Raw genomic sequence first — 21,448 nt, forward strand, 5'->3', positions numbered from 1 at the left:
CGAACGATCGGTCGCTATATTGGGCCAAACCCGTGAGGAGAGACAGATGCCCGGTTCCCGCATCACCGCGCTCGGCCACCACCTGCCCGCCCGCGTGCTGACCAATGCCGACCTGGAAGGCATGGTCGACACGAGCGACGAGTGGATCCGCCGCCGCACCGGCATCGCGACCCGCCGCATCGCGGACGGCTCGGTCGCCGACCTCGCCGTCGAAGCAGCCGCCAAGGCGCTGGCCGGAGCCGGTCTCGAACCGGGCGAAATCGGCTTGGTCACGGTCGCCACCTGCAGCGCGATCGACCGCTGCCCGTCGATCGCCGCCCAGGTCGCGGGCCGGCTCGGCATCCCGGACGCGGTCTGTTTCGACCTCAACAACGGCTGCGCCGGCTTCTGCACCGCGCTCGCCACCGCCGACCACGCCGTCCAGGCGGGAGCCGCCCGGCACGCACTGGTCGTCGGTGCGGAGAAAATGTCGGACGTCACCGACTGGACCGACCGCAGCACTTGCGTCCTGCTCGGCGACGGAGCGGGCGCCGCCGTCCTCAGCGCGGCCGAGACGGCGGCAGTGGGCCCGGTCGTCTGGGGCTCCGACCCGGCGCGCCGGAATCTCGTCCGGCTCGTGGACGCATGGCAGCCCGCGTTCGCTCAGGACGGCCAGTCGGTGTTCCGCTGGGCGACCCAGGAACTCCCGGCGGTCGCGGCGCAAGCCTGCCGTCGCGCGGGCATCGCCACCACGGACCTCGCCGGGGTCGTCACCCACCAGGCGAACCTGCGGATCGTCGAGGCGCTGACCGACCGGCTCGACCTGCGCGAGGACGTGGTGATCGGCCGGGACGTGGTCGATTCGGGCAACACCTCGGCGGCGTCCGTCCCGCTCGCACTGTCCAAAATGGTCTCCCGCGGCGAGCTGCCGCCGGGCGAACCGGTGCTGCTCTTCGCCTTCGGCGGCGGGCTCTCCTGGGCGGGCCAGGTCGTGACCTGCCCGTGAAAGACCTGGTCTGCCTGCACGCCGCCGCGAGGATCCGCTGCGCCCGGCGCTGGCCGGACTCGGGTTCCGGCCGCACACGCCGGTGCTGCCGGGCCATCGCGGCGGCGTGCGGCGCCGGTCCGATCCGCTGACGTCGTTCCGGGACGAGGTCCTGCGTTCGCCTTCCTCAGCCGCGAGCAGCTCGACCAATCCCGCTACGCCTTGCCCGAACAGGCGTTACCGGACGCGAAAACGGTGCCGGTGGAGGTCGGGCACCGGATTCATTCCCGGGCGCCGGAACGCCGGCCGTCCGAAGTCTCGGACTGGCTCTGGTACCCGCGCTGAATCGCGATGTGGTCGGCCACGAACTTCGCGTCGTGCCACACACCCCAGATGAAACTCGACCCGCGCCGCGCCAGCCACGGGAGGCCGATGAAGTACACACCCGGCTCCACCGACACTCCGCGACGGTGCCGCGGCCGTCCGTTCTCGTCGAAAGCGTCGACCTGCAGCCAGCTGTAGTCGACAGCGAACCCCGTCGCCCAGACGATCGAAGTCACTCCGGCCGCGCCCAAATCCAGTTCCAGCACCGGATCGGCGACGCACGCCGGGTCCGGGCCCAGCTCGCGCGCGGACGGTTCCGCGGGCAGGTCGAGTCCGTTGCGAGCCACGTAGGCGTCGGCTTCGTCAAGCAGGGCAAGGTAATTCTCGTCGCCGGCCGCGATGTTCTTCGCCAGGTCCGTCGCGAAGCTGAGCTTGCCGTCCGCGTACGCGCCGGTCATGCCGACGAGCGTGATGCCCAGCCCGGCCAGCGCGCGAAAGTCCACAGTGTGCCCGCCGCGCGCGCCGCTCACCGCGATGGTCACGTGTTCGGCCCCGGCGGGCGGCGTTTCGGCGTCCCACTTGCCCAGAACGCCGAGCCACCAGCAAAAGTCGCGGTCGCGGTAGCTGCGCGGCGGGCGGTCGTGCGGGCCGACGGACAGGTACACCTCGCGCCCGGCCCGGCGGAGTTCCTCGGCGATCTGCACGCCCGACGAACCCGCGCCGACCACCAGCACCGCGCCTGCGGGGAGCTGCTCCGGATTCCGGTAGCCGCTGGAGTGCAGTTGCACCGGACCGGCGTCGGCGGGCACGATCGGCGGGATCACCGGACGCTGGAACGGGCCGGTCGCGGCGATGACGAACCGGGCGTCGAGGGTGCCGTCCGAGGTTTCGACGCGGAATCCGGGCCTGCCCTCGCGCCGCCGCACCGACGTCACCTCGACCCCGGTGCGGATCGGTGCGGCGATTTTTTCCGCGTACGCCTCGAAATAATCCGCGACCTGGTCCTTCGACGCGAATTCGCCGGGGGCGACGTCGGGGAATTCCAGGCCGGGGAACCGGTCGTGCCACGCGGGGCCGTTCGCGACGAGCGAGTCCCACCGCTGCGAGCGCCAGCGTTCGGCGATCCGGTCCCGTTCCAGGACGACGTGCGGCACGCCGCACTCGCTCAGGTGCTCGCTCATCGCCAGGCCGGCCTGTCCCCCGCCCACGACGAGGGCCTCCACCTGTTCGCTCGACATCCCAGACCTCCGCTCCGGCTCCGGCGCGGTTCAGCGCCGTCTCCCCGGATCCTCACGGCCCGCACTGCCCGTGTCCAACAGATGTTTCCGGCACTCAAGATCTGATTTCCCGATGCAGCGTGCATCAGCAGAACAGATGCATTGGTCCGGAAACATCTACTGGACAGAACCTCGGCGGCGCGGTCAGGCTGAGGCGTCCGACGACCGCCGCACGGAAGGCCACGCAGTGACTGTCCACCGTCGCATCCGCCCGTTCAACACGCGGGACACCTACCCGGAGCAGAACCTCGACAACGACCTGTGCCAGGCCGTCGTCGCCAACGGCACGGTCTACGTGCGCGGCCAGATCGGGCAGGACCTCGACACGAGCGAATCGGTCGGGATCGGCGACGTCGCCGCGCAGGCCGAGCGGGCGATGGCGAACATCAGCATGCTGCTCGAAGAAGCGGGCAGCCGGATGGAACACCTGGTCAAGCTCACGATCTACCTGGTCGACCCGCGCTACCGCGAGGCCGTCTACCGCACCGTCGGGCGCTGGACCAAGGGCGTGCACCCGATCTCGACCGGCGTGGTCGTGTCCGCGCTCGCCCGGCCGGAATGGCTGTGCGAGATCGACGCCATCGCGGTGATCCCCGAGGAGGAGAAGTGACCTTTTCGATCGTCGCCCGCGACACGTCCGGCGGCGCTGTCCGGTTCGGCATCGCGGCCAGTTCGTCCAGTCCGGCAGTCGTCGCCCGCGTCGCGCACTTGCGCCCGGGCCTCGGTGCGGCGGCCTCGCAGAACATCACCGACCCGCGGCTCGGCGGGCGCCTGCTGGACCGGCTCGCCGAGCATGGGGATGCGGAGAAGGCGCTCGCTGAAATCACGTCGGCGGCAGAGCACATCGAGTACCGGCAGCTGACCGTGCTCGGCCCCACCGGACCCGGTTTTGCTTACAGCGGCGCGAAAACTCTCGGCACGCACGCGTCGGCGACGGCGGACGGCGTGGTCGCGGCCGGCAACATGCTGGCAGGCGACCACATTCCGCGGTCCATGGCGGACGCTTTCGCCGACGCGACCGGCGAGCTGGAACAGCGCCTCGTCGCGGCGATGCGGGCCGGACTCGCGGCGGGAGGCGAGGAAGGCCCGGTGCGGTCGGCTGGGCTCGTCGTGGTGTCCGCCGCGGACTGGCCGGTCACGGATCTCCGCGTGGACTGGGCGGACGAGCCGATCGAGCAGCTCGCCGAACTCCTCGACGTCTGGCTCCCCCAGCGCGACGACTACGTCACCCGCGGCCTGAACCCCGCCGCCGCGCCGTCCTACGGCGTACCGGGAGACGAGTGATGGCCGCGAGCAAAGCGGCAGCCCGCGCCGCGGTCGAACGGCAGGCCGACGAGCTGATCCAGCTGTCCGAGCGGCTGCACGCCGACCCGGAAACCGCGTGGGAAGAGCATCGCGCGGCCGCAGCGGTGCCGGAACTGCTCGACCGGGCCGGGTTCGCGGTCACGCCGGAATACCTCGGTTTGGACACCGCGTTCCACGCGAGCTTCGGCTCCGGGCCCAAGCGGATCGCGCTGTGCGCCGAGTACGACGCGCTGCCCGGCCTCGGCCACGCCTGCGGGCACAACCTCATCGCGGCCAGCTCCGTCGGCGCCGCACTGGGGCTCGCCGAGGTCGCCGACGATCTCGGGATCACGGTCGAGGTCTACGGCACTCCGGCCGAGGAGGGCGGCGGCGGGAAGATCGAACTGCTGGAGCGTGGCGCTTTCATCGGCGTGGACCTTGCGATGATGGTGCACCCGGCGCCGGTCGACGTCGCCGAGGCGCGGCCGTTCGCCGTCAGCCACTCGAAGATCTCCTACGCCGGCAAGTCCGCGCACGCCGCCGCTTATCCCGAAGCCGGGGTCAACGCCGCCGACGCGTTCACCGTCGCTCAGGTCGCGATCGGCCTGCTGCGGCAGCAACTTCCGGCCTCGGCGCGCGTGCACGGGATCGTGACGCACGCCGGGGACGCGCCCAACGCGATCCCCGAGCACGCGTCCGGCCGGTGGTATGTGCGGGCCGAGACGCTGGCGGAACTGTCCGAATTGGAGCCGCGCGTCCTGCGGGCATTCGAGGCCGGGGCGCTGGCCACTGGCTGCGAGCTGAGCGTCGAGCCGGAAAGCAAGCCCTACGCCGAATTCCGCGCCGATGAACCGGCTTTGGCCGCCTATCGCGCCAACGCCCTCGAACTCGGCCGTGAGTTCGCGCCGGACGGCACGGCGTCCCGGATGAATCGCGCGTCCACCGACATGGGGAATGTGTCGCAGGTCGTGCCCGCGATCCATCCCTACATCGGCATCGGGTCGCTGCCCGCGATCAACCACCAGCGCGAGTTCGCCGCGCACTGCGTCGGCGGCACCGCGGAACAAGCGCTGCTCGACGGCGCGATCGCGCTGGCCTGGACCGGCGTGGACCGTACTTTGTGAACCTCCTGCCCCGGGAAGGACACCGATGTCCAGCACCCGCTCCGAGCACGACATGCTCGGCGAGATCACTGTGCCCGCCAACGTCTATTACGGCGCGCACACCGCCCGTGCGCTGGTCAACTTCCCCATCACCGGCGAAACCCTCGCCGACCGGCCGCACCTCGTCGCCGCGCTGGCCACCGTCAAGGAGGCCGCCGCGCGCGCCAACGCGGAAGTCGGCGCCCTCTCCCCGGAGCGCGCCGCGGCGATCGGGCAGGCGTGTGCGGAGATCCGGGACGGCCAGCTGCACGACCAGTTCGTCGTCGACCTGGTCCAGGGCGGCGCCGGGACGTCGACGAACATGAACGCCAACGAGGTCATCGCCAACCGCGCCCTGGAACTGCTCGGGCACGCCCGCGGCGAGTACGCCGCACTGCATCCGCTCGACCACGTCAACCTCGGCCAGAGCACCAACGACGGCTACCCCACCGCGGTCAAACTCGCCCTCGACCGGCATCTCGCCGAACTGCTGGCCGCGCTCGCCGGGCTGCGGAAAGCGTTCGCGGACAAGGCGATCGAGTTCGCCGACGTCCTCAAGATGGGCCGCACCCAGCTGCAGGACGCCGTCCCGATGACCCTCGGCCAGGAGTTCGGCGCGTTCGCCGCGACGCTCGGCGAGGACGAGCAGCGGCTCGCCGAAGCCCGGTTGCTGCTGCACGAGCTGAACCTCGGCGGCACGGCGATCGGCACCGGTCTCAACGCGCGTCCGGGGTACCGGGAAAGAGCCGTCGAGCACCTGCGGGAGCTGACCGGCATCGCGACGCTCGTCTCCGCGCCCGACCTGATCGAGGCGACCCAGGACGTCGGCGTGTTCGTCCAGCTGTCCGGCGTGCTGAAACGCGTGGCGGTCAAAGTGTCCAAGATCTGCAACGATCTCCGGCTGCTCTCGTCCGGACCGCAGGCCGGGTTCGGCGAAATCGAGCTGCCCGCCCGGCAGGCCGGGTCGTCGATCATGCCGGGCAAGGTCAACCCGGTCATCCCGGAGGCGGTCAACCAGATCGCCTTCGAGATCATCGGCCACGACGTCACCGTCACGCTCGCCGCCGAGGGCGGGCAGCTGCAGCTCAACGCCTTCGAACCGATCATCGCGCGAGCGTTGACGGCCGGGCTCGACCACCTCACCGCCGGTGCGCGAGTGCTTGCTGAACAGTGCGTACGCGGCATCACCGCGCGCCGGGAGCACCTCGCCGCTCGCGTCGCTACCTCGACTGGACTGGTCACGGCGTTGAGCCCCGCGCTCGGCTACGAAACCGCGTGCACGCTCGCCATGGAAGCGCACCAAACCGGCCGCCCCGCCTTGGAGTTGGTCCGGGAGCGAGGGCTGCTGACCGACGACCAGGTGGGCGCGCTGATCACCCCGCAGGCCCTCACCGGCGGGCCGTCCCGCACGTGAACGCTGTGTTGCGCCGTCGTCAGACGCTCGTGTCGGCACAGCTCAGCGCTTCTGCATAACGCGAACAGATGCATTGCTTTGCTTATTACTTCTTGTTAGATGCCGTGGGCCGCTCTTAGCGTCCTCCCGAAGAACCGGTCCAAGGAGGCCACTCATGACCGCACCCGACGCCTCTCCGGCGCCCGATCTCGCCGAACAGAGCGCCGATCCCGCGACGCTGCGCCGCAGTGTCGCCGCCGGTGCCGTCGGCGTTTTCGTGCACTGGTTCGACTGGGCCGCCTACGCCTACCTCGCCAGCACCATCGCGTCGGTCTTCTTCCCGGCGGGCAACTCGACGGCGGGCCTGCTCGCGGTGTTCGGCGTCTTCGCGGTGTCGTTCGGGATCCGGCCGGTCGGCGCGCTGATCTTCGGGCCGCTGGGCGACAAGATCGGCCGCAAGCGGACGCTGTCGGTGGTCATCTTCGTGATGTCCGGGGCGACGCTCGTGATCGGCCTGCTGCCGGGCTACTCGACGATCGGCATCGCGGCCCCGGTCCTGCTGGTGCTGCTGCGCCTGCTGCAGGGTCTCGCGGCGGGCGGCGAATTCGGCAGCGCGGCGAGCTTCCTCGCCGAGTACGCGCCGCGCCGGCGGCGCGGGTTCGGCGTCAGCTGGCTGGAAGTCGGTTCGCTGCTGGGCTTCCTCGCCGGTTCGTTCGTGTTCCTGCTGCTGTCGATCGGCCTGACGAACGCGCAGCTGGCCTCGTGGGGCTGGCGCGTCCCGTTCCTGATCGCCGCGCCGCTGGGCATCATCGGGTTCGTCATCCGCGGCAAGATCGAGGACACGCCCGAGTACCGCGCCCTCGAAGCGACCGACAACGTGCCGCGCAGCCCGGTCCGGGAACTGTTCCGCCACAACAAGAAGCAACTGCTCCAAGCGGCCGGGCTGATGACCATGATGCACGTGCCGTTCTACGCGGTGCTCACCTACCTGGTCACCTACGAGACCGACTACCTCGGCCACTCGTCCGGCAGCGCGGCGGCACTGTCCACAGTGATCTCGCTCGTCGGACTGGTCCTGGTGCCCTTCTTCGGCCGCCTTTCCGACCGCGTCGGACGACGGCCGGTCCTGATCGGCGCGGGCGCGGCGCTGTTCGTCTTCGCCGTCCCCGCGTACCTGCTGATGCGCACCGGTCTCGTCGGCACCTGGATCGGCGGGCTCGCGCTCGGCGCCATCCTGGCGGCGATCCTCGGCACCTACGCGGTGTGGTCCGCGGAGATCTTCCCGACCCGCACCCGGCAAAGCGGACTGTCCATCGCGTACAACATCACCGCCGCGCTGTTCGCCGGCACCGTGCCGTACCTGATGACCGTCCTGATTTCCGCGACCGGCAGCACGCTCGTGCCCGGCCCGTACCTGATGGCCGCGGCGGCCGTCGGCCTCGTCGCCGCGTTCTCGATGCGCGAGACCGCCGGAACCCCGTTGCTGCACAAGGAAGACCTGGGCAACACCGAAGCCTGACTCCCCCTCGATTCACCAAAGGCGGTGAAGCGTGCCCGAACCCACCTTCGTCAACAGCGAATCCGGAAACCTGCGCCGGAACCTGCGCCGGATCGACTCGATCTTCCTCGCGATCGCGGCCATCATCTCGGTGGACACCATCGGCCAGATCGCGACCTCGGGGGCGGAGGCGGTCACCTGGACCGCCGTGCTCCTCGTGTTGTTCCTGTTCCCGTACGGCCTGGTGATGGCCGAACTCGGCAGTGCGTTCCCGGCCGAGGGCGGCCCGTTCGTCTGGCTGCGGCTCGCGTTCGGAAAGCTGCCCGCCGCGCTCGGCACGCTGCTGTACTGGATCACCAACCCGGTGTGGCTCGGCGGTTCGATCACCTTCCTCGCGGCCGCGACCTGGCAGCAGTACCTCGTCCCGGCCTCGCCGGGCGGGTTCGCCGACTACGCGTTCAAGCTGGTTTTCATCTGGCTGGCGATCCTCGGCGCGGTGGTGAGCCTGCGGTACGGCAAGTGGTTCATCGCCGCCGGGGCGCTGCTGAAGGTCGGCTTGGTGGTGCTTTTCGCCGTCACCGCAGCGATCTACGCCGCGCGCAACGGGGTGCACGGCTCGCTGGCCTTCTCGCCGAGCATCGGCGGATTCCTCGCCGTGGTCCCGGTTTTGATGTTCGCCCTCGTCGGGTTCGAGGCTCCCAACGGTGCGGCCGAGGAGATGCACAACCCTCGCCGCGACGTCCCCGTCACAGTCGGGGTTTCCGGTCTGGTGTCGGCGTTGTGTTACCTGGTGCCGGTTTTCGGAATCGTGCTGGTGATGCCGTCGGACAAGATCAACGGGCTCGGCGGCTTCCTCGACGCGGTGCGCCAGGTGTTCTCCGTCTACGGCGGCGCTTCGGACGCGATGCTGACGCTCGCCGCCGTCGTGTTCGTTTTCGTTCTGCTGAACCAGGGTTGCTCGTGGATGATCGCGTCGGACCGCATCCAGGCGATGGCCGCCGTCGACGGCGCGTTTCCGCGCTGGTTCGGGGCATTTCATCCGAAGCTGAACACTCCGTTGCGGGTCAACCTGCTCTCCGGCGTGGTCGCGACCGCGTTCACGGTGGTGGCGACGATCGTGCAGAGCAGTTCGGCTTCGGCGGTGTTCGCGGTGGTGCTCAACATCGCGGTGAGCACGTTGCTGCTGTCGTATCTGCTGATCTTCCCGACGATTCTGGTGCTGCGGCGGAAGTACCCGTCGATCGAGCGCCCGTTCCGCGTGCCGGGCGGACGGGCCGGGCTGTGGGCCAGCTCGGTGCTGATCTACGCGTGGATCCTGCTCGGCGCGTGGCAGACGGTGGCGCCCGGGGTGCTGGACCGGGCGCTGGGGGCGCCGTACGACTTCGAAGCGACCTGGGGCGTGTCGCGGCTGACCTTCGAACTGTTCACGGCCGGAACGCTGGCCGTGCTGATCGGGTTCGGGCTCGTCGGGTACCTCATCGCCCGTCGGCAACCCGCGCCGGCCGCGGAGGTCCCGCAACCGGCAGCGACCTAGTCAGACCTTCCGCCCCACCACACCCGCCACGCATCGGGCGGCGTCGCTCAGCGGCTTCAGCCTCGGTCCGTCCTGCCACCATTCGTCCGCGACCGACAAGCCGGGGCCGTCCGTCCGGCTCGGCGGGAGCAGTTCCAGACCGGGCAGCATCGCCTCGATCTCCGCGCGCGTCCGGAACCGCCCGGCGCCCAGCGGGCCGGACACGAGGATCTCCTCGATCCGCTTGGCGACCGCGGTCAGCTCCGGCACCTCGGGGTCGTAGAAATGCGCCATGGCGACGTACGAACCGGGGGCGAGGGCGTCGATGTACTCGCGCATCACCTCGACCGCGCCGTCGCCCTCGTAGTGGTGCATCGTGCCGATGTGCAGGAGCGCGACCGGCTCCGAGAAGTCGATGTACTCGCGCACCGTTTCGTGCTGCAGCACCGCCCGCGGCTCGAAGATGTCGGCCTCGACCATGTGCGTGAAGTCGTTGTCCTCCAGCAGCGCCCGGCCGTGCGCGAGCACCACCGGGTCGTTGTCGACGTACACCACGTGCGCGTCGCGGTGGTAGCGCTGCACGATCTGGTGGGTGTTCTCGGCGGTCGGCAGGCCCGAGCCGCAGTCGAGGAACTGGCGGATGTCGGTCTGGCTCGCCAGCATGCGCAGCGCGCGGTTGTGGAAACCGCGGTTGCCGCGAGCGATGTGCACCGCCTCGGGGACCGCCGTGCTGATCTTCTCCATCACCGCGCGGTCCACCTCGTAGTGGTGGCTCCCGCCGAGGAACCCGTCGTAGATCCGCGCGATGCTCGGGCGGTTCGGGTCCACCCCCACCGGCACCTGGCTGGGCGACAACGGAGACGACGAGCCGGTCATGGACACCTCGCGGAGCAGTCGGTCGGCAGTGACCTACTGAGAGTAGTACCGCCGCCGTTCAGCCGTGCCAGCGGCGCGGCCGGTCGCCGCCGCCCCATTGCTCCATGTACGAGCTGACCGCCGAGCGGAACGCGTCCTCCATCGAATCCCCGGACTGGTCCTGGCTGTCCTGCCGCGGGTCCTGCGTCGGCTGGACGCGCGGCGGCGGCGCGGTCGTCGCGGGACGGCTGCTGGCCCGGATCACCGTGTCGCGCACCTGGCCGCTCGCCGGGGCAGGGGACGCGCTGAGCGTGCTCACCGCGGGCGGCGCGGACGATGTGGTGCGGACCGGCGCGGGCGGCGGCTGCACCGGCTGCGGGTCCGACCCGCCGGACGCCGACGGCCACAACGCCCACGAGCCCAGCCCCGCGCACACCACCACGGCGGCACCGGCGAAGACGCCGTATCGCGCTGGCCGCCGCTGGCTCGGCGGCGCGGTCTCGGCGGCAGGCGCGGGCGGATCGGCGACGGGCGCCGGGCCGCGTTTGGCGAGCTGTTCGGCCGGGGAGCCGGTCGAGACGTCGAGGACCCCGCCGAACGCCGAGGTCGGTTCGTCGGGGCTGCCGGCCCGGCGGCGCACCAGCGGCGGGGGTTCGCTGCCGTCGATCCGGGGCATCGGCGCCGTCTCCGACAGCCGCACGAGATTCGCGACCGACTCGAGGTCGCTGCCGGACTCCGGGTTCCCCATCCAGACCTCCACCCCGCCGGGGCCGCGCGTCCGCGGCGCTGCCGGCGCCGCAGATCCTAGGGACCCCCGGTCCGCGCTGTAAACCCGTCCCGGGCGTGATCCAGTACGCTCGACGGGTTTCCGGCCCGGGGAGGAGGCCCGCGATGCGGCCGTTCACGGTCGAACCCGACGCGAGCGGCATGCTCGACGCCGGCGAAGGACAGCAGATCTACTGGGACGCCAGCGGCTCCGGCAAGCCGGTGCTGTGCGTGCACGGCGGCCCCGGCGGAGGCGGCGCCGGCTTCGGCCGCAGCGGATTCGACCCGGAGAAGTTCCGCGTCGTGGTGTTCGACCAGCGCGGCTGCGGACGGAGCACGCCGAGCGTCGCGGACCCGGCGGTGAGCCTGGAGCACCAGACCACCGAGCGGCTGATCGCCGACATGGAGAAGCTGCGCGTCCATCTCGGCTTCGAGAACTGGCTGCTCTACGGCGGTTCCTGGGGCGCGACGCTCGCGCTGGCCTACGCGCAGCGGCATCCGGAACGGGTCAGCGGCATCGTGCTGGTGGCCGCCTTCACCTCTTCGCCGGACGAGATCGACTGGCTCTACCGCGGCGTCCGGCGGCTGCTGCCCGCGCAATGGGAAGCGTTCCGCGCGGGCGCGCCCGACCCGGACGGAGACCTCCTCGCCGGGTACTCGCAGCTGCTCGCCAGCCCGGACCGCGCGGTGCAGCTCCGCGCCGCGCGGGATTGGTGCGCCTGGGAAGACGCGGTGATCTCGCACGAATGGGTCGGCGGCCGGACCGGGCAGTTCAGCGCGGGCACGGACGACGAGCTGATCACGCTCGCCCGCCTGTGCGCGCACTACTACGGCCACCACGCTTGGCTGGAGGACGACCAGTTGCTGCGCGACATCCACTTGCTGCACGGCATTCCGGCGGTGCTGATCCACGGCCGGGCCGACCTGAGCGCGCCGCTGCGCAAGGCGTGGCAGCTCGCCCAGGCCTGGCCGGACGCCGAGCTGGTCGTGATCGACGACGCCGGGCACACCGGGAGCCCGTCGATGGGGACGGCGGTGCTGGAGGCGATCGCCCGGTTCGAGGATCGCTGACGATCGGCGCGGGAACTCCTGCCGCACGCCTCCGCGCCAGAGGCATGCAGCGGCGTCATGGGCGGCACCGGGGGCGGGATGCGCGGAACCAGCGTCCACGCTGCGGGAATCGCTAGCGCAGGACGCGGTAGCGAAGGCTCGTTCCCCGCTGCGCCAGCAATTCCAGGCGCACCGGCGGTCCCGGCCGTTCGAACAGCCGCACTCCGCCGCCGAGCAGCACCGGCATCAGCATTACCTCGACCTCGTCCAGCAGGCCGGCGTCGACGCAAGCCAGCCCGACCGAAGCGCCCAGGACGTTGACCGTCTTCTCCCCCGCCGCCGCCCTGGCCGCGGCGACGCCTTCCTCCAGCGAGGAACAGAACGTCACCCCGGGCACCGCTGGCGCGACGCCCCGGGTCAGCACCACTTGCGGCCCGTCCCACAAGCCGCCGAAAGCCTTGCCTTCGTTCTCGGTGCCGCGATACGGGTCGTCGCCGGAGAAGGTCCGGCGGCCGACCAGCAGCGCGCCCACCTCCGCGGCCAAGCCGTCCGCGGAGGCATCTCCGGTGTACGGCGCGAGCCATCCCATGTCCCCGCCGGGCCCGGCGATGAACCCGTCCAGCGACATCGCGGCGGAGTACAGCAGCTTTCCCATGCCAGTCCCTTCCGTTTTCCGTACCGACTCCCGGAAGGGCGCAAACTCATCGGTCAGCCCGACAGCGCGCGCCAAGCCTCCCGGCGTTCCCGCTGCCGCTGCGGGTCCGCCACCGGAGCCGCGGCGACCAGCCGTCGCGTGTAGTCCTCCCGCGGCGAGCCCAGCACCGCCGCCACCGGCCCCTCCTCCACCACCCGGCCGTGGTGCAGCACAACGACCCGGTCCGCGACCCGCTCCACCACCGCCAGGTCGTGGCTGATGAACAGGCACGCGAAGGCCAGTTCCCGCTGCAAGTCCGCCAGCAGGTCCAGCACCGAGGCCTGCACCGAGACGTCCAGCGCGCTCGTCGGCTCGTCCGCGATCAGCAGCCGCGGCCGCAGCGCCAGCGCCCGTGCGATGCCCACCCGCTGCCGCTGGCCGCCGGAAAGCTCGTGCGGGTAGCGGTTGCTCCAGCCGGGATCCAGGCGCACGGCGGAAAGCAGTTCCGCGACCCGCTCCCGGTGCTCGCCGCGTTCGCCGTGCACCACCAGGGGCTCGGCGATGCTCGCGCCGATCGTGGCGCGCGGGTTGAGGGCGGAGGCCGGGTTCTGGAACACGATCCCGATCTGCCGCCGGATCTCCCGCTTCTGCCGGGACGACGCCCGCGCGACGTCCGCGCCGTCGATCCGCACGGTGCCCGCCGAGGGCGCGACCAAGCCGGTCAGCACGGACGAGATCGTGCTCTTGCCGGAACCGGACTCGCCCACGAGACCGAGCACCTCGTCGGTCCCGATCGTCAGCGACACGCCGTCGACCGCACGCACCGGCGGGGCGCCGCCGCCGACCCGGTAGGTCACCGCCAGGTCCGTCACCGACACCAGCGGAGCCGACGCCGGCCGCACCGCATTGTCGGGCCCGGAACCCAGTGACAGCACCGAATCCAGCAGTTCCCGGGTGTAGCCGGCTCGCGGCGAGGCGAACAGCCCGGCCGCGGTGTTCTGCTCGACGACCTGGCCCTCGCGCAGCACCACGACCCGGTCCGCGACGTCCGCGACCACGCCCATGTCGTGGGTCACCAGCAGGATCGCCGTGCCGAGCCGGTCGCGCAGCGACCGCAGCAGCTGCAGGATCCCGGCTTGCACGGTGACGTCCAGCGCGGTCGTCGGCTCGTCCGCGACCAGCAGCTTCGGGTCGTGGATCAACGCGATCGCGATAACCACCCGCTGCAACTGCCCGCCGGACAGCTCGTGCGGGTAAGCCCGCAGCACGCGCCGCGCGTCCAGCTCCACGAGCTCCAGCAGTTCCCGGGCCCGCTCCCGCGCCGCGGCCCGCGACGCCTTCCGGTGCGCCCGGACCGCGTCCACGAGCTGCGTGCCGATCCGGAACACCGGGTTCAGCGCGCTCATCGGCTCCTGGAACACCATGCCGATCTCGCCGCCGCGCACCGCACGCAGCGCCGGACCGTCCACTGTGTACAGATCGCGGCCGTCGAGCACCGCGGAGCCGGTCACCGTCGCGGTGTCCGGCAGCAGGCCGAGCAGCGACAACGCGGTGACCGACTTGCCGGAACCGGATTCCCCGACGAGGGCGACGACCTCGCCGGGGTTCACCTCGAAGCTCACCTCGCGAACCGCGGCGGAGTCGCCGAACCGGATCGAGACGTCGCGCAGGGACAGCAGCTGCTCGGACACGGGATTACTTCGCCAGGCCCATCTGGAGGTAGTTCGGGTACGCCGGGAACGCGCCGATCGCGAAATTGCCGACCTTCGCGCCGTGCAGGAACGAGTTGCGCGTGTAGATCAGCGGGACCACCGGGGAGTCCTGCATGATCCGCTTGTCCGCCTTCGCCCACAGCTTCCCGGCCGCGGCCGGGTCGACCGTGCCTTGCGCCTCGGTGATCAGGGCGTCCACCTCGGGCACCGAGTAGCGCGACTCGTTGTACCCGCCGTTGCCGATCTCCGACGTGCCGAAGAGCGGCTCGATGTTCGCGTTGGCGCTCGGGAAGTCCGGCTGCCACGAACCGAGGGTCAGGTCGTAGTTGCCGTCGTTGCCGGTGACCAGCGTGGTCCACGCTTCGTCGTCGAGCGGGCGCAGCTTCGTGCGGATGCCCGCGCGCTGCAGCGCGGCCTGGATCGCCTGTGCCTTGTCCGCGTCGTTGTTCGCCGTCGACACCGGGAAGTCCAAGTTGTCGATGCCGTTCGGGAAACCGGCTTCGGCCAGCAACTGCTTCGCCTTCGCGACGTCCCCGTTCGGCGGGGCCGGGTAGAGGTCGTACACCTCGCGCCCGGCGATGCCCTCGGTGATCAGCGTGGTGGCGATCGGGCCGGCCAGGTCCGCGCTGCCCGCGGCGGCGACCTGGTAGGCGGTCTTGTCCACGGCGTACTGGAACGCCTGGCGCACCTTGGGATTCGCCAGCGGGCCGCGCTTCGTGTTCAGCGCGAGGTAAGCCAGCGCGCCGGACTTCGACGTGACGAGCTGGTTCTTCGCCGCCGGGTTCGTGCGGATCTGCGCCAGCTGTGCCGGGTTCACGAACGACGAGCCGAACGCGAACGCGTCGTTGCCCTGGCTCGCCAGCAGCCGCTTCGCGACGACGCCGGTGTCCTGGCCCATCTGGATCACGACCGCGTCCGGCAGGCCGGTGCGCGCGAGGTCGGTCTTCGCGTCCCAGTTCGGGTTGCGGACGAACTTGACCTGCACGCCCTTCTGGTACGACTCGACCTGGTACGGGCCGGACGCGACCGGCTTCGTGTCGTAGGTCGCGTCGGTGCCCTTGCCCTTCGGCACCGGGGCGAACGCGGGCATGCTCGCGATCCACGGCCAGTCGCCGTACGGGCGGGCCAGGTGGAACACGATCGTCTTCGGGTCCGGCGTCTCGATCGACGCCAGCTCGCCGCCCTTGAACGGGCCCTTGTAGTCCGGGCCGCCGGCGAGCAGGTTCTTGTGGTAGCCCAGCCCGCCGGAAAACGCCGAATCGAACGACCGCTCGATGCCGTACTTGATCTCGGCGCTGGTGATCGGCGTGCCGTCGGCCATCTTCAGGCCGTCCTTGAGCGTGTAGGTCCAGGTCTTGCCGTCCGCGCTCGCCCGGCCGGTGTCGGTGGCGAGGTCCGGGACCACCGTGGCCGGGCCGTCCGCGGCGGTCTTCCACGCGGTGAGCCTGCGGTGGATCAGGCTGATCGTGGTGATCGCCAGGTTCTGGCTCTTCGCCGGGTCGAGGTGCTGCGACGTGGTGTCGCTGAGGATGTAGAGCGTGCCGCCGGACGACACCGCGACCGCTCCCCCGCCGCCGGACTGCTCGTTCGCGTTGCACGCGGCGAGGAACGCCCCTGCCCCGGTGACCGTGGCGGTGATGCCGAGCGCCTTCAGGAAGTCCCTGCGATCCATGGTTTTTCCGTTCCCTTTCTCACGAACCGAGCCGAGCGCGGGGGTCGAGGACCCCGTAGAGCACGTCCACCGCGAAGTTCGCGAGGACGACGAAGAAGGCGGCGAACAGGCTGACGCCCATCAGCACCGGCAGGTCCACCTGGTGCACGGCGTCGACGAGCAGCCCGCCGAGCCCGGGCAGCGCGAACACCCGCTCGGTGATCACCGCGCCGCCGAGCAGCGCGCCGAGGTCGACCGCGAACACCGTCACCACCGGCAGCAACACGTTGCGCAGCGCGTATTTCCCGATGACCGTCCGCTCCGGCAGGCCGACCGCCCGCGCGGTGCGGATGAAGTCCTCGCCCATGATTTCGAGCATCTGCCCGCGCGACAGCCGGGCGTACACCGCGGCGTTGATGAACGCCAGCACCAGCCACGGCAGCACGAGGTGCCACGCCCAGTCGACCGGGCTTTGCGCGAACGCCACGTAGCCGCTCACCGGCACCACGTCGAGCGTGAAGCCGAACAGCAGGATTCCCAGCAGCCCGACCAGATACGCCGGCGCGGACACCCCGGCCAGCGTCACCGTCATCGCGGCCCGGTCGGCGAACTTCCCGCGGCGCAGCGCGGAGAACACGCCGGTCGCGACGCCGGCGATCAGCCAGATCACCGCCGCGCCGACAGCCAGCGAGACCGTGATCGGCAACCGGTCCCCGATCAGCGCCAGCACCGGTTCGCTCTGCTGGAACGAGTAGCCGAAGCAGGGCGCGGAGCAGACGATCGCCGTCACGCCGGCGCCGAACGTGCGGCCGGTGAAGATGCCGCCGAGGAAGTCGAAGTACTGCTGGATCCACGGCTTGTCGAAGCCCATGAACTCCCGCGCCAGCGCCAGGTTCTCCGGCGTGCACGGCTTGCCGCAGGACATGTACGCCGGATCGGTGGGCAGCAGGTAGAACACCGCGAAGGTGGCGAAGCTGACCACGAGCAGCACGCCGAGCATGCCCAGCAGGCGGATGCCCACGAAACGCAAGGTGCGGTTCACCGGCGCACCGCCGTCTTCGGGTCGAGCGCGTCGCGCAGTCCGTCGCCGAGCATGTTGAACGCGAGCGTCGCGATGAACAGCGCGGCGCCGGGGAAAATGAGGAACATCGGATCGGTCTGCACCCAGTTGATCGCGTCGCTGATGGAACGGCCCCAGCTCGGTGTGGGCGGCGGGATGCCGACGCCGAGGAACGACAGCGCGGCTTCCAGCCCGATGTTGGCCGGGATGCTCACCGTCGCCAGCACGATGATCGGCGCCCACAGGTTCGGCAGCAGTTCGCGGCGGAACACGTGCCCGCCGCCCGCGCCGAGCGCACGGGCCGCCTTGACGAAGTCGCGGTTGCGCAGGCTCAGCGTCTGCGCGCGGACCACCCGGGCCACACGCGGCCAGCTGAACAGGCCGATCACCGCGATCAGCAGCAGCGGCCGCGGGATCGACTGCGGGGCGACCGCGCCGAGCGCGATCATGAAGATCAGCTGCGGGAACCCGAGCAGCACGTCGGTCACCCGGCTCACCACGGTGTCCCACCAGCCGCCGGCATACCCGGCGCTAGCCCCGAGCAGCACGCCCAGCAGCACCGACACCGCGGTCGCGGCGAGCCCGATCAGGAACGACGTGCGCGCGCCGTACGCGACGACCGCGAAGAGGTCCCGTCCGGTCAGCGGCTCGACGCCGAACCAGTGGCTTCCGCTGATGCCGCCGAGGAATCCCGCGCCGGTGCCGTCGGCCGGATCGAGCAGTTCGGTGTGGTACGTGTACGGATCCTGGCCCTCGATGAGGGCGAGCAGCGGAGCCGCGAGAGCGGTGACGATCACCAGCACGATGACGACCGCGCTGGCTTGCGCCCAGCGGTCGTGCCGCAGCGCGCGCCACAGGTTCCGGGAGGCCGGAGCGGCCGCCGGGACACCGGCGCCGCCCGGCGACAGGATGTCGGACAACGGTTCCCTATGCAGATCAGCGTTACTTGACGACGTGACAGTAAAGAACCCGAAGGAAATTCACCACGACGGCGGTGCCCGTCCCGGATCGTGAGACGCCGACGGCATCGCGCCTCCCCGGGGATTCATGCTGTTCGCGCAGGTCACCGGCGGTCGCGCGGCTCGGGTCAGTGTGCCGTGCGGACAGCTGTCCGGCCAACCTTGTTGTCACCCGTTCGGACGTAGTCCCGGGACGGTCGGCTGACCCGGATTGTGCCGCTGCCCGCCCCGCACTGGACTGGGCGCACGGAGCCAGTCTCATGTGGACGGAAGGACCTGCCGATGTTTCGCTGCTCGCGCCGCACGCTGACCGGAGTGCTCACCGCCGCGGCCGCCTTGCTGGTCAGCCCTCCCGCCTCGGCAGCGGGCACGGCGGTGAACGGCGGCGACGCGATGTACACCGTGTCGCCGGGACCCGGACGCGAGCCGTACTACTGTTCCGCGGGGTTCGCGATCCTCGTCAAGGAGGTCCGGTACATCCTCACCGCGGGGCACTGCACTGAGCACGGGCTCGATTGGAAAGACATCGGCCGCAACGTCGACAGCCACTTCCCGGTGACCGATTACGGCCGCGTCGAGGACCCGTCGGGTTCCGGCCACAGCCAGGTCGATCTCTACGACGGCAGCACCCAGCGGATCGTGCGCGCGGGCACCCCGAGGATGGGACAGCTGGTGTGCCGGAGCGGCATGACGACGAAGAAGACGTGCGGAAAGGTCCTTGGCCTCAACCAGACCGTGAACTTCGGCGACGGCAAGCAGGTCGTCGGGACCATCGCCACCGACATCCCGGTCGGGGCCGGGGACAGCGGCGGCCCGTTGTTCTACGCCGGGGTCGGGTACGGCGTGCTGTCCGGCGGGAACAACCAGGTCAGCTTCTTCCAGCCGCTGCCGCCGGTGCTCGCCGCCTACGGGGCCACGCTGGCCTGAGCGTCCCCGAGCCGCCCCCTTGGCGGCCCGGCCCGGCCCGGCGACGGGGGCCGGGCCGCCAAGGGTTCCCTCACCGCGGACCGTCCGGCCGCCCGGGCCGGGTGGTCAGCCGGCCGAACGCTCCCCCGGGACGCCCGCGCGGACCTGCCGATACAGCCGCGGCACCGTCAGCGCGGGAAGGGCAGGCAGCCGGCGCGGGCCCGCCGGACCGGTCGCCGCGAGATCGCACAGCACGTGGTACAGGTGGCTCAACGCGCGCAGTGCCGGATCGTTCGCCCGGTCGCCGGGAGCGGCTGGGGTGTAAGCGAACAACGCGAGGTCCGCACGGGCCAGCGGGCCCTCGGCGCCCGTCCGGCCGGTGCCCGGCGGCGCCAGGGAGAGTTCCTCGACCGCTTCGGCCAGCGCCGCGCACGCCGCGGCCGGGCCGTCCGGGTGCCGGGCGCACGAACCCGGTGGCATCCGCATCGCGACGGCGAGCGCGCGGCCGTGCGTCGTCAGCGCGGCGTAGAGCGACAACCGGTGCCGCAGCCGCGGCGAGGTGGTGCCGCCCAGCACCGGGCGGGTGAGCGGCCGCGCGACCAGCGCGAGCTGGTACAGCCGGTGGTCCAGGGCCCGGGCGAGCGCGTCGAAGTCCGGCGGCGGGTCGGAGTGCTGGCGTTCCAGCCGTGCGGCTGACGCCTTCAGCAGTTCTCGCAGTGCGGCGAGCAGGTTGTCGCGCGCGGTTCGCACCGTGTCGCGGGTGGACAGTGGGGTGACGAGCACCGCCACCAGCAGGCCGACCGCCGCGCCGATCGCGGTCTCTTCCAGCCGAAGGAAAAGCAGCCCGGGCGAGAACTCGTGCAGCACGCTGTAGAGCTGGCCGACCATGATCGTGACGAAGAAGATCATGTACGCATACGAAAGCCGGATCAGGTAGAAGCCGAGGAACATGCTCCCGCAGATCACCGCGAGCACCGCGGCGGTGCTGCCCGCGGTCAGTTCGGCCAGGCCGATCGACGCGGCCAGCCCGACCAGCGTGCCGAGCACCCGGTTGAAGCCCTTGAGGAAGGTTTCGGTGCGCGTGGCCGTGCCGGTGAACATGATGAACGCGGCCAGCACCGCCCAGTAGTAGCGAGCGTCCGACAGCTGTTTCCCGGCCAGGATCGCCAGCGTGCCCGCGATCGCGCCCTGCACTGCCTGCCGGGAGACGAAGTCCATGCGGGACAACGGGTTCCAGCGCGCGTGCCGGGCCGGGACATCTCCCGCGGCGGCGGCCGAACCCGGCAACGCGCCGAAGACGAGCCCCACCGCCGGTTCGAAATCGTCGACCGGTTCGGAGCCGACGGCTCCCGGCTTCCGCGCGCGCTCCAGCACCGGCGCGATTTCCAGCGCGGCCGCCGCGAAGTGCCGCGCCGGCCACCAGCCGCCCGCCGTTCCCCCAGCCCGTTCGGCCAGCGCCGCCAGCCGATACGCGACCTCGGCCGCACCCCGGTCGTCGTGCCGCGCCAGCCGATCCGCCACCTCAGCGGCGGGCACAGCGAGCCCGGACCCGCTGTCGACGAGTGCACCCGCGGCGGTGGCCAACTGGTCCAGCAGGTGATGCGCGTCGACCATCGCCCGGCGGAGCGCCGCCGCGGAAAACCCGGCCGGGACCGCCCCGGGTTCCGCCGACCACGCTTCGATCATCAACGCCGCTTCGGCGATCCTCGCCTGCTTCGCCTGAACTCGCCGCCGCAGCCGGGTTTCCTGGCGCGGGTCCCGGTTGGCCAGCAGGTCGGCGCAGGCGCGGGCGAGCGACCGGCCGCGCGCGTCGAATGAGCGGACCACCTGGCCGAGGGTGCGTTTCGGGTTGCTGCGCAGCAAGGTCAGCGAAAGCAGCAGCACCCACGCGGACGCGACCGTGACGGCCAGCAAGAGCGCGGGCAGCGCCTCCATCGTCGCGTGCAGGAAGGACGCGAAGAAGTAGCCCATCCAGGCCATGAAGCCGTAGAAGAAGAACACCGGCCCGAAACGGCGGACGAACACCGCGAGGAACATCACCGCGACGAAGACGACGAGCATCAGATCCGGATGCGAGCCGACCGCCGCGCCCGGAGCCATCCCGGCGGCGAACGCGACCGGGAAGAACACCGCGGTCTTGACCTTCGCCCACGAGCCCGCGTCGCCCAGGGCCATCGACCCCATCATCGCCACCACCGCGCCGAGCAGCATCCCGACCAGCGCGCCCTTCGCGTCCGCGCCGGTGAGGAGGGCCAGCAGGTACTCCACGCCGAGCGCGGTGGCCATCGAGACAGTCGCCGCGAGCGCTGAGCGCAGCCTGCTCAGCCCCGGATCCGACGAGACGACGCGGTCCCGGATCTCCGTGCCCCTGGACAGCATCCACCCGCCTTCCGACCCGGTCGCGTCAATCATCGGTATGATACCGGTAATTCCGCTACGCTTCTTCGGCTCATCGGAGGAC

At 71.0% G+C, this 21,448-nt stretch carries 18 protein-coding genes; 9 read left to right on the forward strand and 9 right to left on the reverse strand.

Annotation, left to right across the window (positions count from 1 at the left end):
- Positions 1-46 precede the first annotated feature (46 nt).
- Entirely contained in the window at positions 47-985 is a 939-nt protein-coding gene (locus tag L3Q65_RS14580; RefSeq protein WP_237599978.1) for a beta-ketoacyl-ACP synthase III, read from the forward strand.
- A gap of 260 nt (positions 986-1,245) precedes the next feature.
- Here the strand turns inward: L3Q65_RS14580 and L3Q65_RS14585 are convergent, their stop codons facing one another.
- Positions 1,246-2,526, reverse strand: coding sequence for an NAD(P)/FAD-dependent oxidoreductase (locus L3Q65_RS14585; RefSeq protein ID WP_237599979.1), 1,281 nt, complete (start codon positions 2,524-2,526; stop codon positions 1,246-1,248).
- Between the two features lie 226 nt (positions 2,527-2,752).
- Between L3Q65_RS14585 and L3Q65_RS14590 the strand changes: the two genes are divergently transcribed.
- The 6 genes from L3Q65_RS14590 to L3Q65_RS14615 all read left to right on the forward strand — a co-directional run bounded on the left by L3Q65_RS14590 (position 2,753) and on the right by L3Q65_RS14615 (position 9,416).
- Complete coding sequence (locus tag L3Q65_RS14590; RefSeq protein WP_182889124.1) at positions 2,753-3,175, forward strand: RidA family protein; 423 nt, start codon at positions 2,753-2,755, stop codon at positions 3,173-3,175.
- The gene (locus tag L3Q65_RS14595; RefSeq protein WP_182889123.1) at positions 3,172-3,849 is read left to right on the forward strand and encodes a DUF1028 domain-containing protein; all 678 of its coding nucleotides are present in this window, start codon (positions 3,172-3,174) and stop codon (positions 3,847-3,849) included. Before L3Q65_RS14590 ends, L3Q65_RS14595 begins: the two co-directional genes overlap by 4 nt.
- Positions 3,849-4,973: a M20 family metallopeptidase gene (locus tag L3Q65_RS14600; protein WP_237599980.1), complete on the forward strand. Its 1,125-nt coding sequence runs from the start codon at positions 3,849-3,851 to the stop codon at positions 4,971-4,973. Before L3Q65_RS14595 ends, L3Q65_RS14600 begins: the two co-directional genes overlap by 1 nt.
- A 25-nt stretch (positions 4,974-4,998) precedes the next feature.
- On the forward strand, positions 4,999-6,405 hold the full coding sequence (locus L3Q65_RS14605) for an aspartate ammonia-lyase (RefSeq protein WP_182889121.1): 1,407 nt from the start codon (positions 4,999-5,001) through the stop codon (positions 6,403-6,405).
- Between the two features lie 154 nt (positions 6,406-6,559).
- A complete protein-coding gene (locus L3Q65_RS14610; RefSeq protein ID WP_237599981.1) occupies positions 6,560-7,903 on the forward strand; it encodes an MFS transporter in 1,344 nt (447 codons plus the stop codon).
- Positions 7,904-7,934: 31 nt separating this feature from the next.
- The gene (locus tag L3Q65_RS14615) at positions 7,935-9,416 is read left to right on the forward strand and encodes an APC family permease (protein WP_237599982.1); all 1,482 of its coding nucleotides are present in this window, start codon (positions 7,935-7,937) and stop codon (positions 9,414-9,416) included.
- On the opposite strand, the gene L3Q65_RS14620 is transcribed toward L3Q65_RS14615, so the two are convergent.
- On the reverse strand, positions 9,417-10,271 hold the full coding sequence (locus L3Q65_RS14620) for an SAM-dependent methyltransferase (RefSeq protein WP_037805777.1): 855 nt from the start codon (positions 10,269-10,271) through the stop codon (positions 9,417-9,419). It abuts the gene before it with no gap.
- Between the two features lie 58 nt (positions 10,272-10,329).
- Positions 10,330-10,998 carry a hypothetical protein gene (locus tag L3Q65_RS14625; protein WP_220506586.1) on the reverse strand — a complete coding sequence of 223 codons (669 nt, stop codon included), beginning with the start codon at positions 10,996-10,998 and terminating at the stop codon, positions 10,330-10,332.
- 143 nt (positions 10,999-11,141) lie between these two features.
- Here L3Q65_RS14625 and pip point away from each other — a divergent pair, with 143 nt between their 5' ends.
- Positions 11,142-12,086, forward strand: a complete 945-nt coding sequence (gene pip, locus L3Q65_RS14630; protein ID WP_237599983.1) for a prolyl aminopeptidase — start codon at positions 11,142-11,144, stop codon at positions 12,084-12,086.
- A gap of 112 nt (positions 12,087-12,198) precedes the next feature.
- Here pip and L3Q65_RS14635 read toward each other — a convergent pair whose 3' ends face one another.
- The 5 genes from L3Q65_RS14635 to L3Q65_RS14655 are packed head-to-tail and all read right to left on the reverse strand — an operon-like array spanning position 12,199 to position 18,042.
- Positions 12,199-12,720 (reverse strand): dihydrofolate reductase family protein, encoded by a 522-nt coding sequence (locus L3Q65_RS14635; protein WP_182889116.1) that lies wholly within the window; start codon positions 12,718-12,720, stop codon positions 12,199-12,201.
- 53 nt (positions 12,721-12,773) lie between these two features.
- Complete coding sequence (locus tag L3Q65_RS14640; protein WP_237599984.1) at positions 12,774-14,390, reverse strand: ABC transporter ATP-binding protein; 1,617 nt, start codon at positions 14,388-14,390, stop codon at positions 12,774-12,776.
- Between the two features lie 4 nt (positions 14,391-14,394).
- Positions 14,395-16,083 (reverse strand): ABC transporter substrate-binding protein, encoded by a 1,689-nt coding sequence (locus L3Q65_RS14645; RefSeq protein WP_182889114.1) that lies wholly within the window; start codon positions 16,081-16,083, stop codon positions 14,395-14,397.
- Positions 16,084-16,102: 19 nt separating this feature from the next.
- Positions 16,103-17,104, reverse strand: coding sequence for an ABC transporter permease (locus L3Q65_RS14650; protein WP_182889113.1), 1,002 nt, complete (start codon positions 17,102-17,104; stop codon positions 16,103-16,105).
- The gene (locus L3Q65_RS14655) at positions 17,101-18,042 is read right to left on the reverse strand and encodes an ABC transporter permease (RefSeq protein ID WP_182889112.1); all 942 of its coding nucleotides are present in this window, start codon (positions 18,040-18,042) and stop codon (positions 17,101-17,103) included. The genes L3Q65_RS14650 and L3Q65_RS14655 overlap by 4 nt, the downstream gene beginning before the upstream one ends.
- 321 nt (positions 18,043-18,363) lie before the next feature.
- Between L3Q65_RS14655 and L3Q65_RS14660 the strand changes: the two genes are divergently transcribed.
- Positions 18,364-19,008, forward strand: a complete 645-nt coding sequence (locus L3Q65_RS14660) for a S1 family peptidase (protein WP_237599985.1) — start codon at positions 18,364-18,366, stop codon at positions 19,006-19,008.
- 105 nt (positions 19,009-19,113) lie between these two features.
- On the opposite strand, the gene L3Q65_RS14665 is transcribed toward L3Q65_RS14660, so the two are convergent.
- Positions 19,114-21,399 (reverse strand): FUSC family protein, encoded by a 2,286-nt coding sequence (locus L3Q65_RS14665; protein ID WP_237599986.1) that lies wholly within the window; start codon positions 21,397-21,399, stop codon positions 19,114-19,116.
- Positions 21,400-21,448: the final 49 nt, after the last annotated feature.

The sequence above is a fragment of the Amycolatopsis sp. FU40 genome (genome assembly GCF_021903635.1).
GTDB classification, from domain to species: Bacteria; Actinomycetota; Actinomycetes; order Mycobacteriales; family Pseudonocardiaceae; genus Amycolatopsis; species Amycolatopsis dendrobii.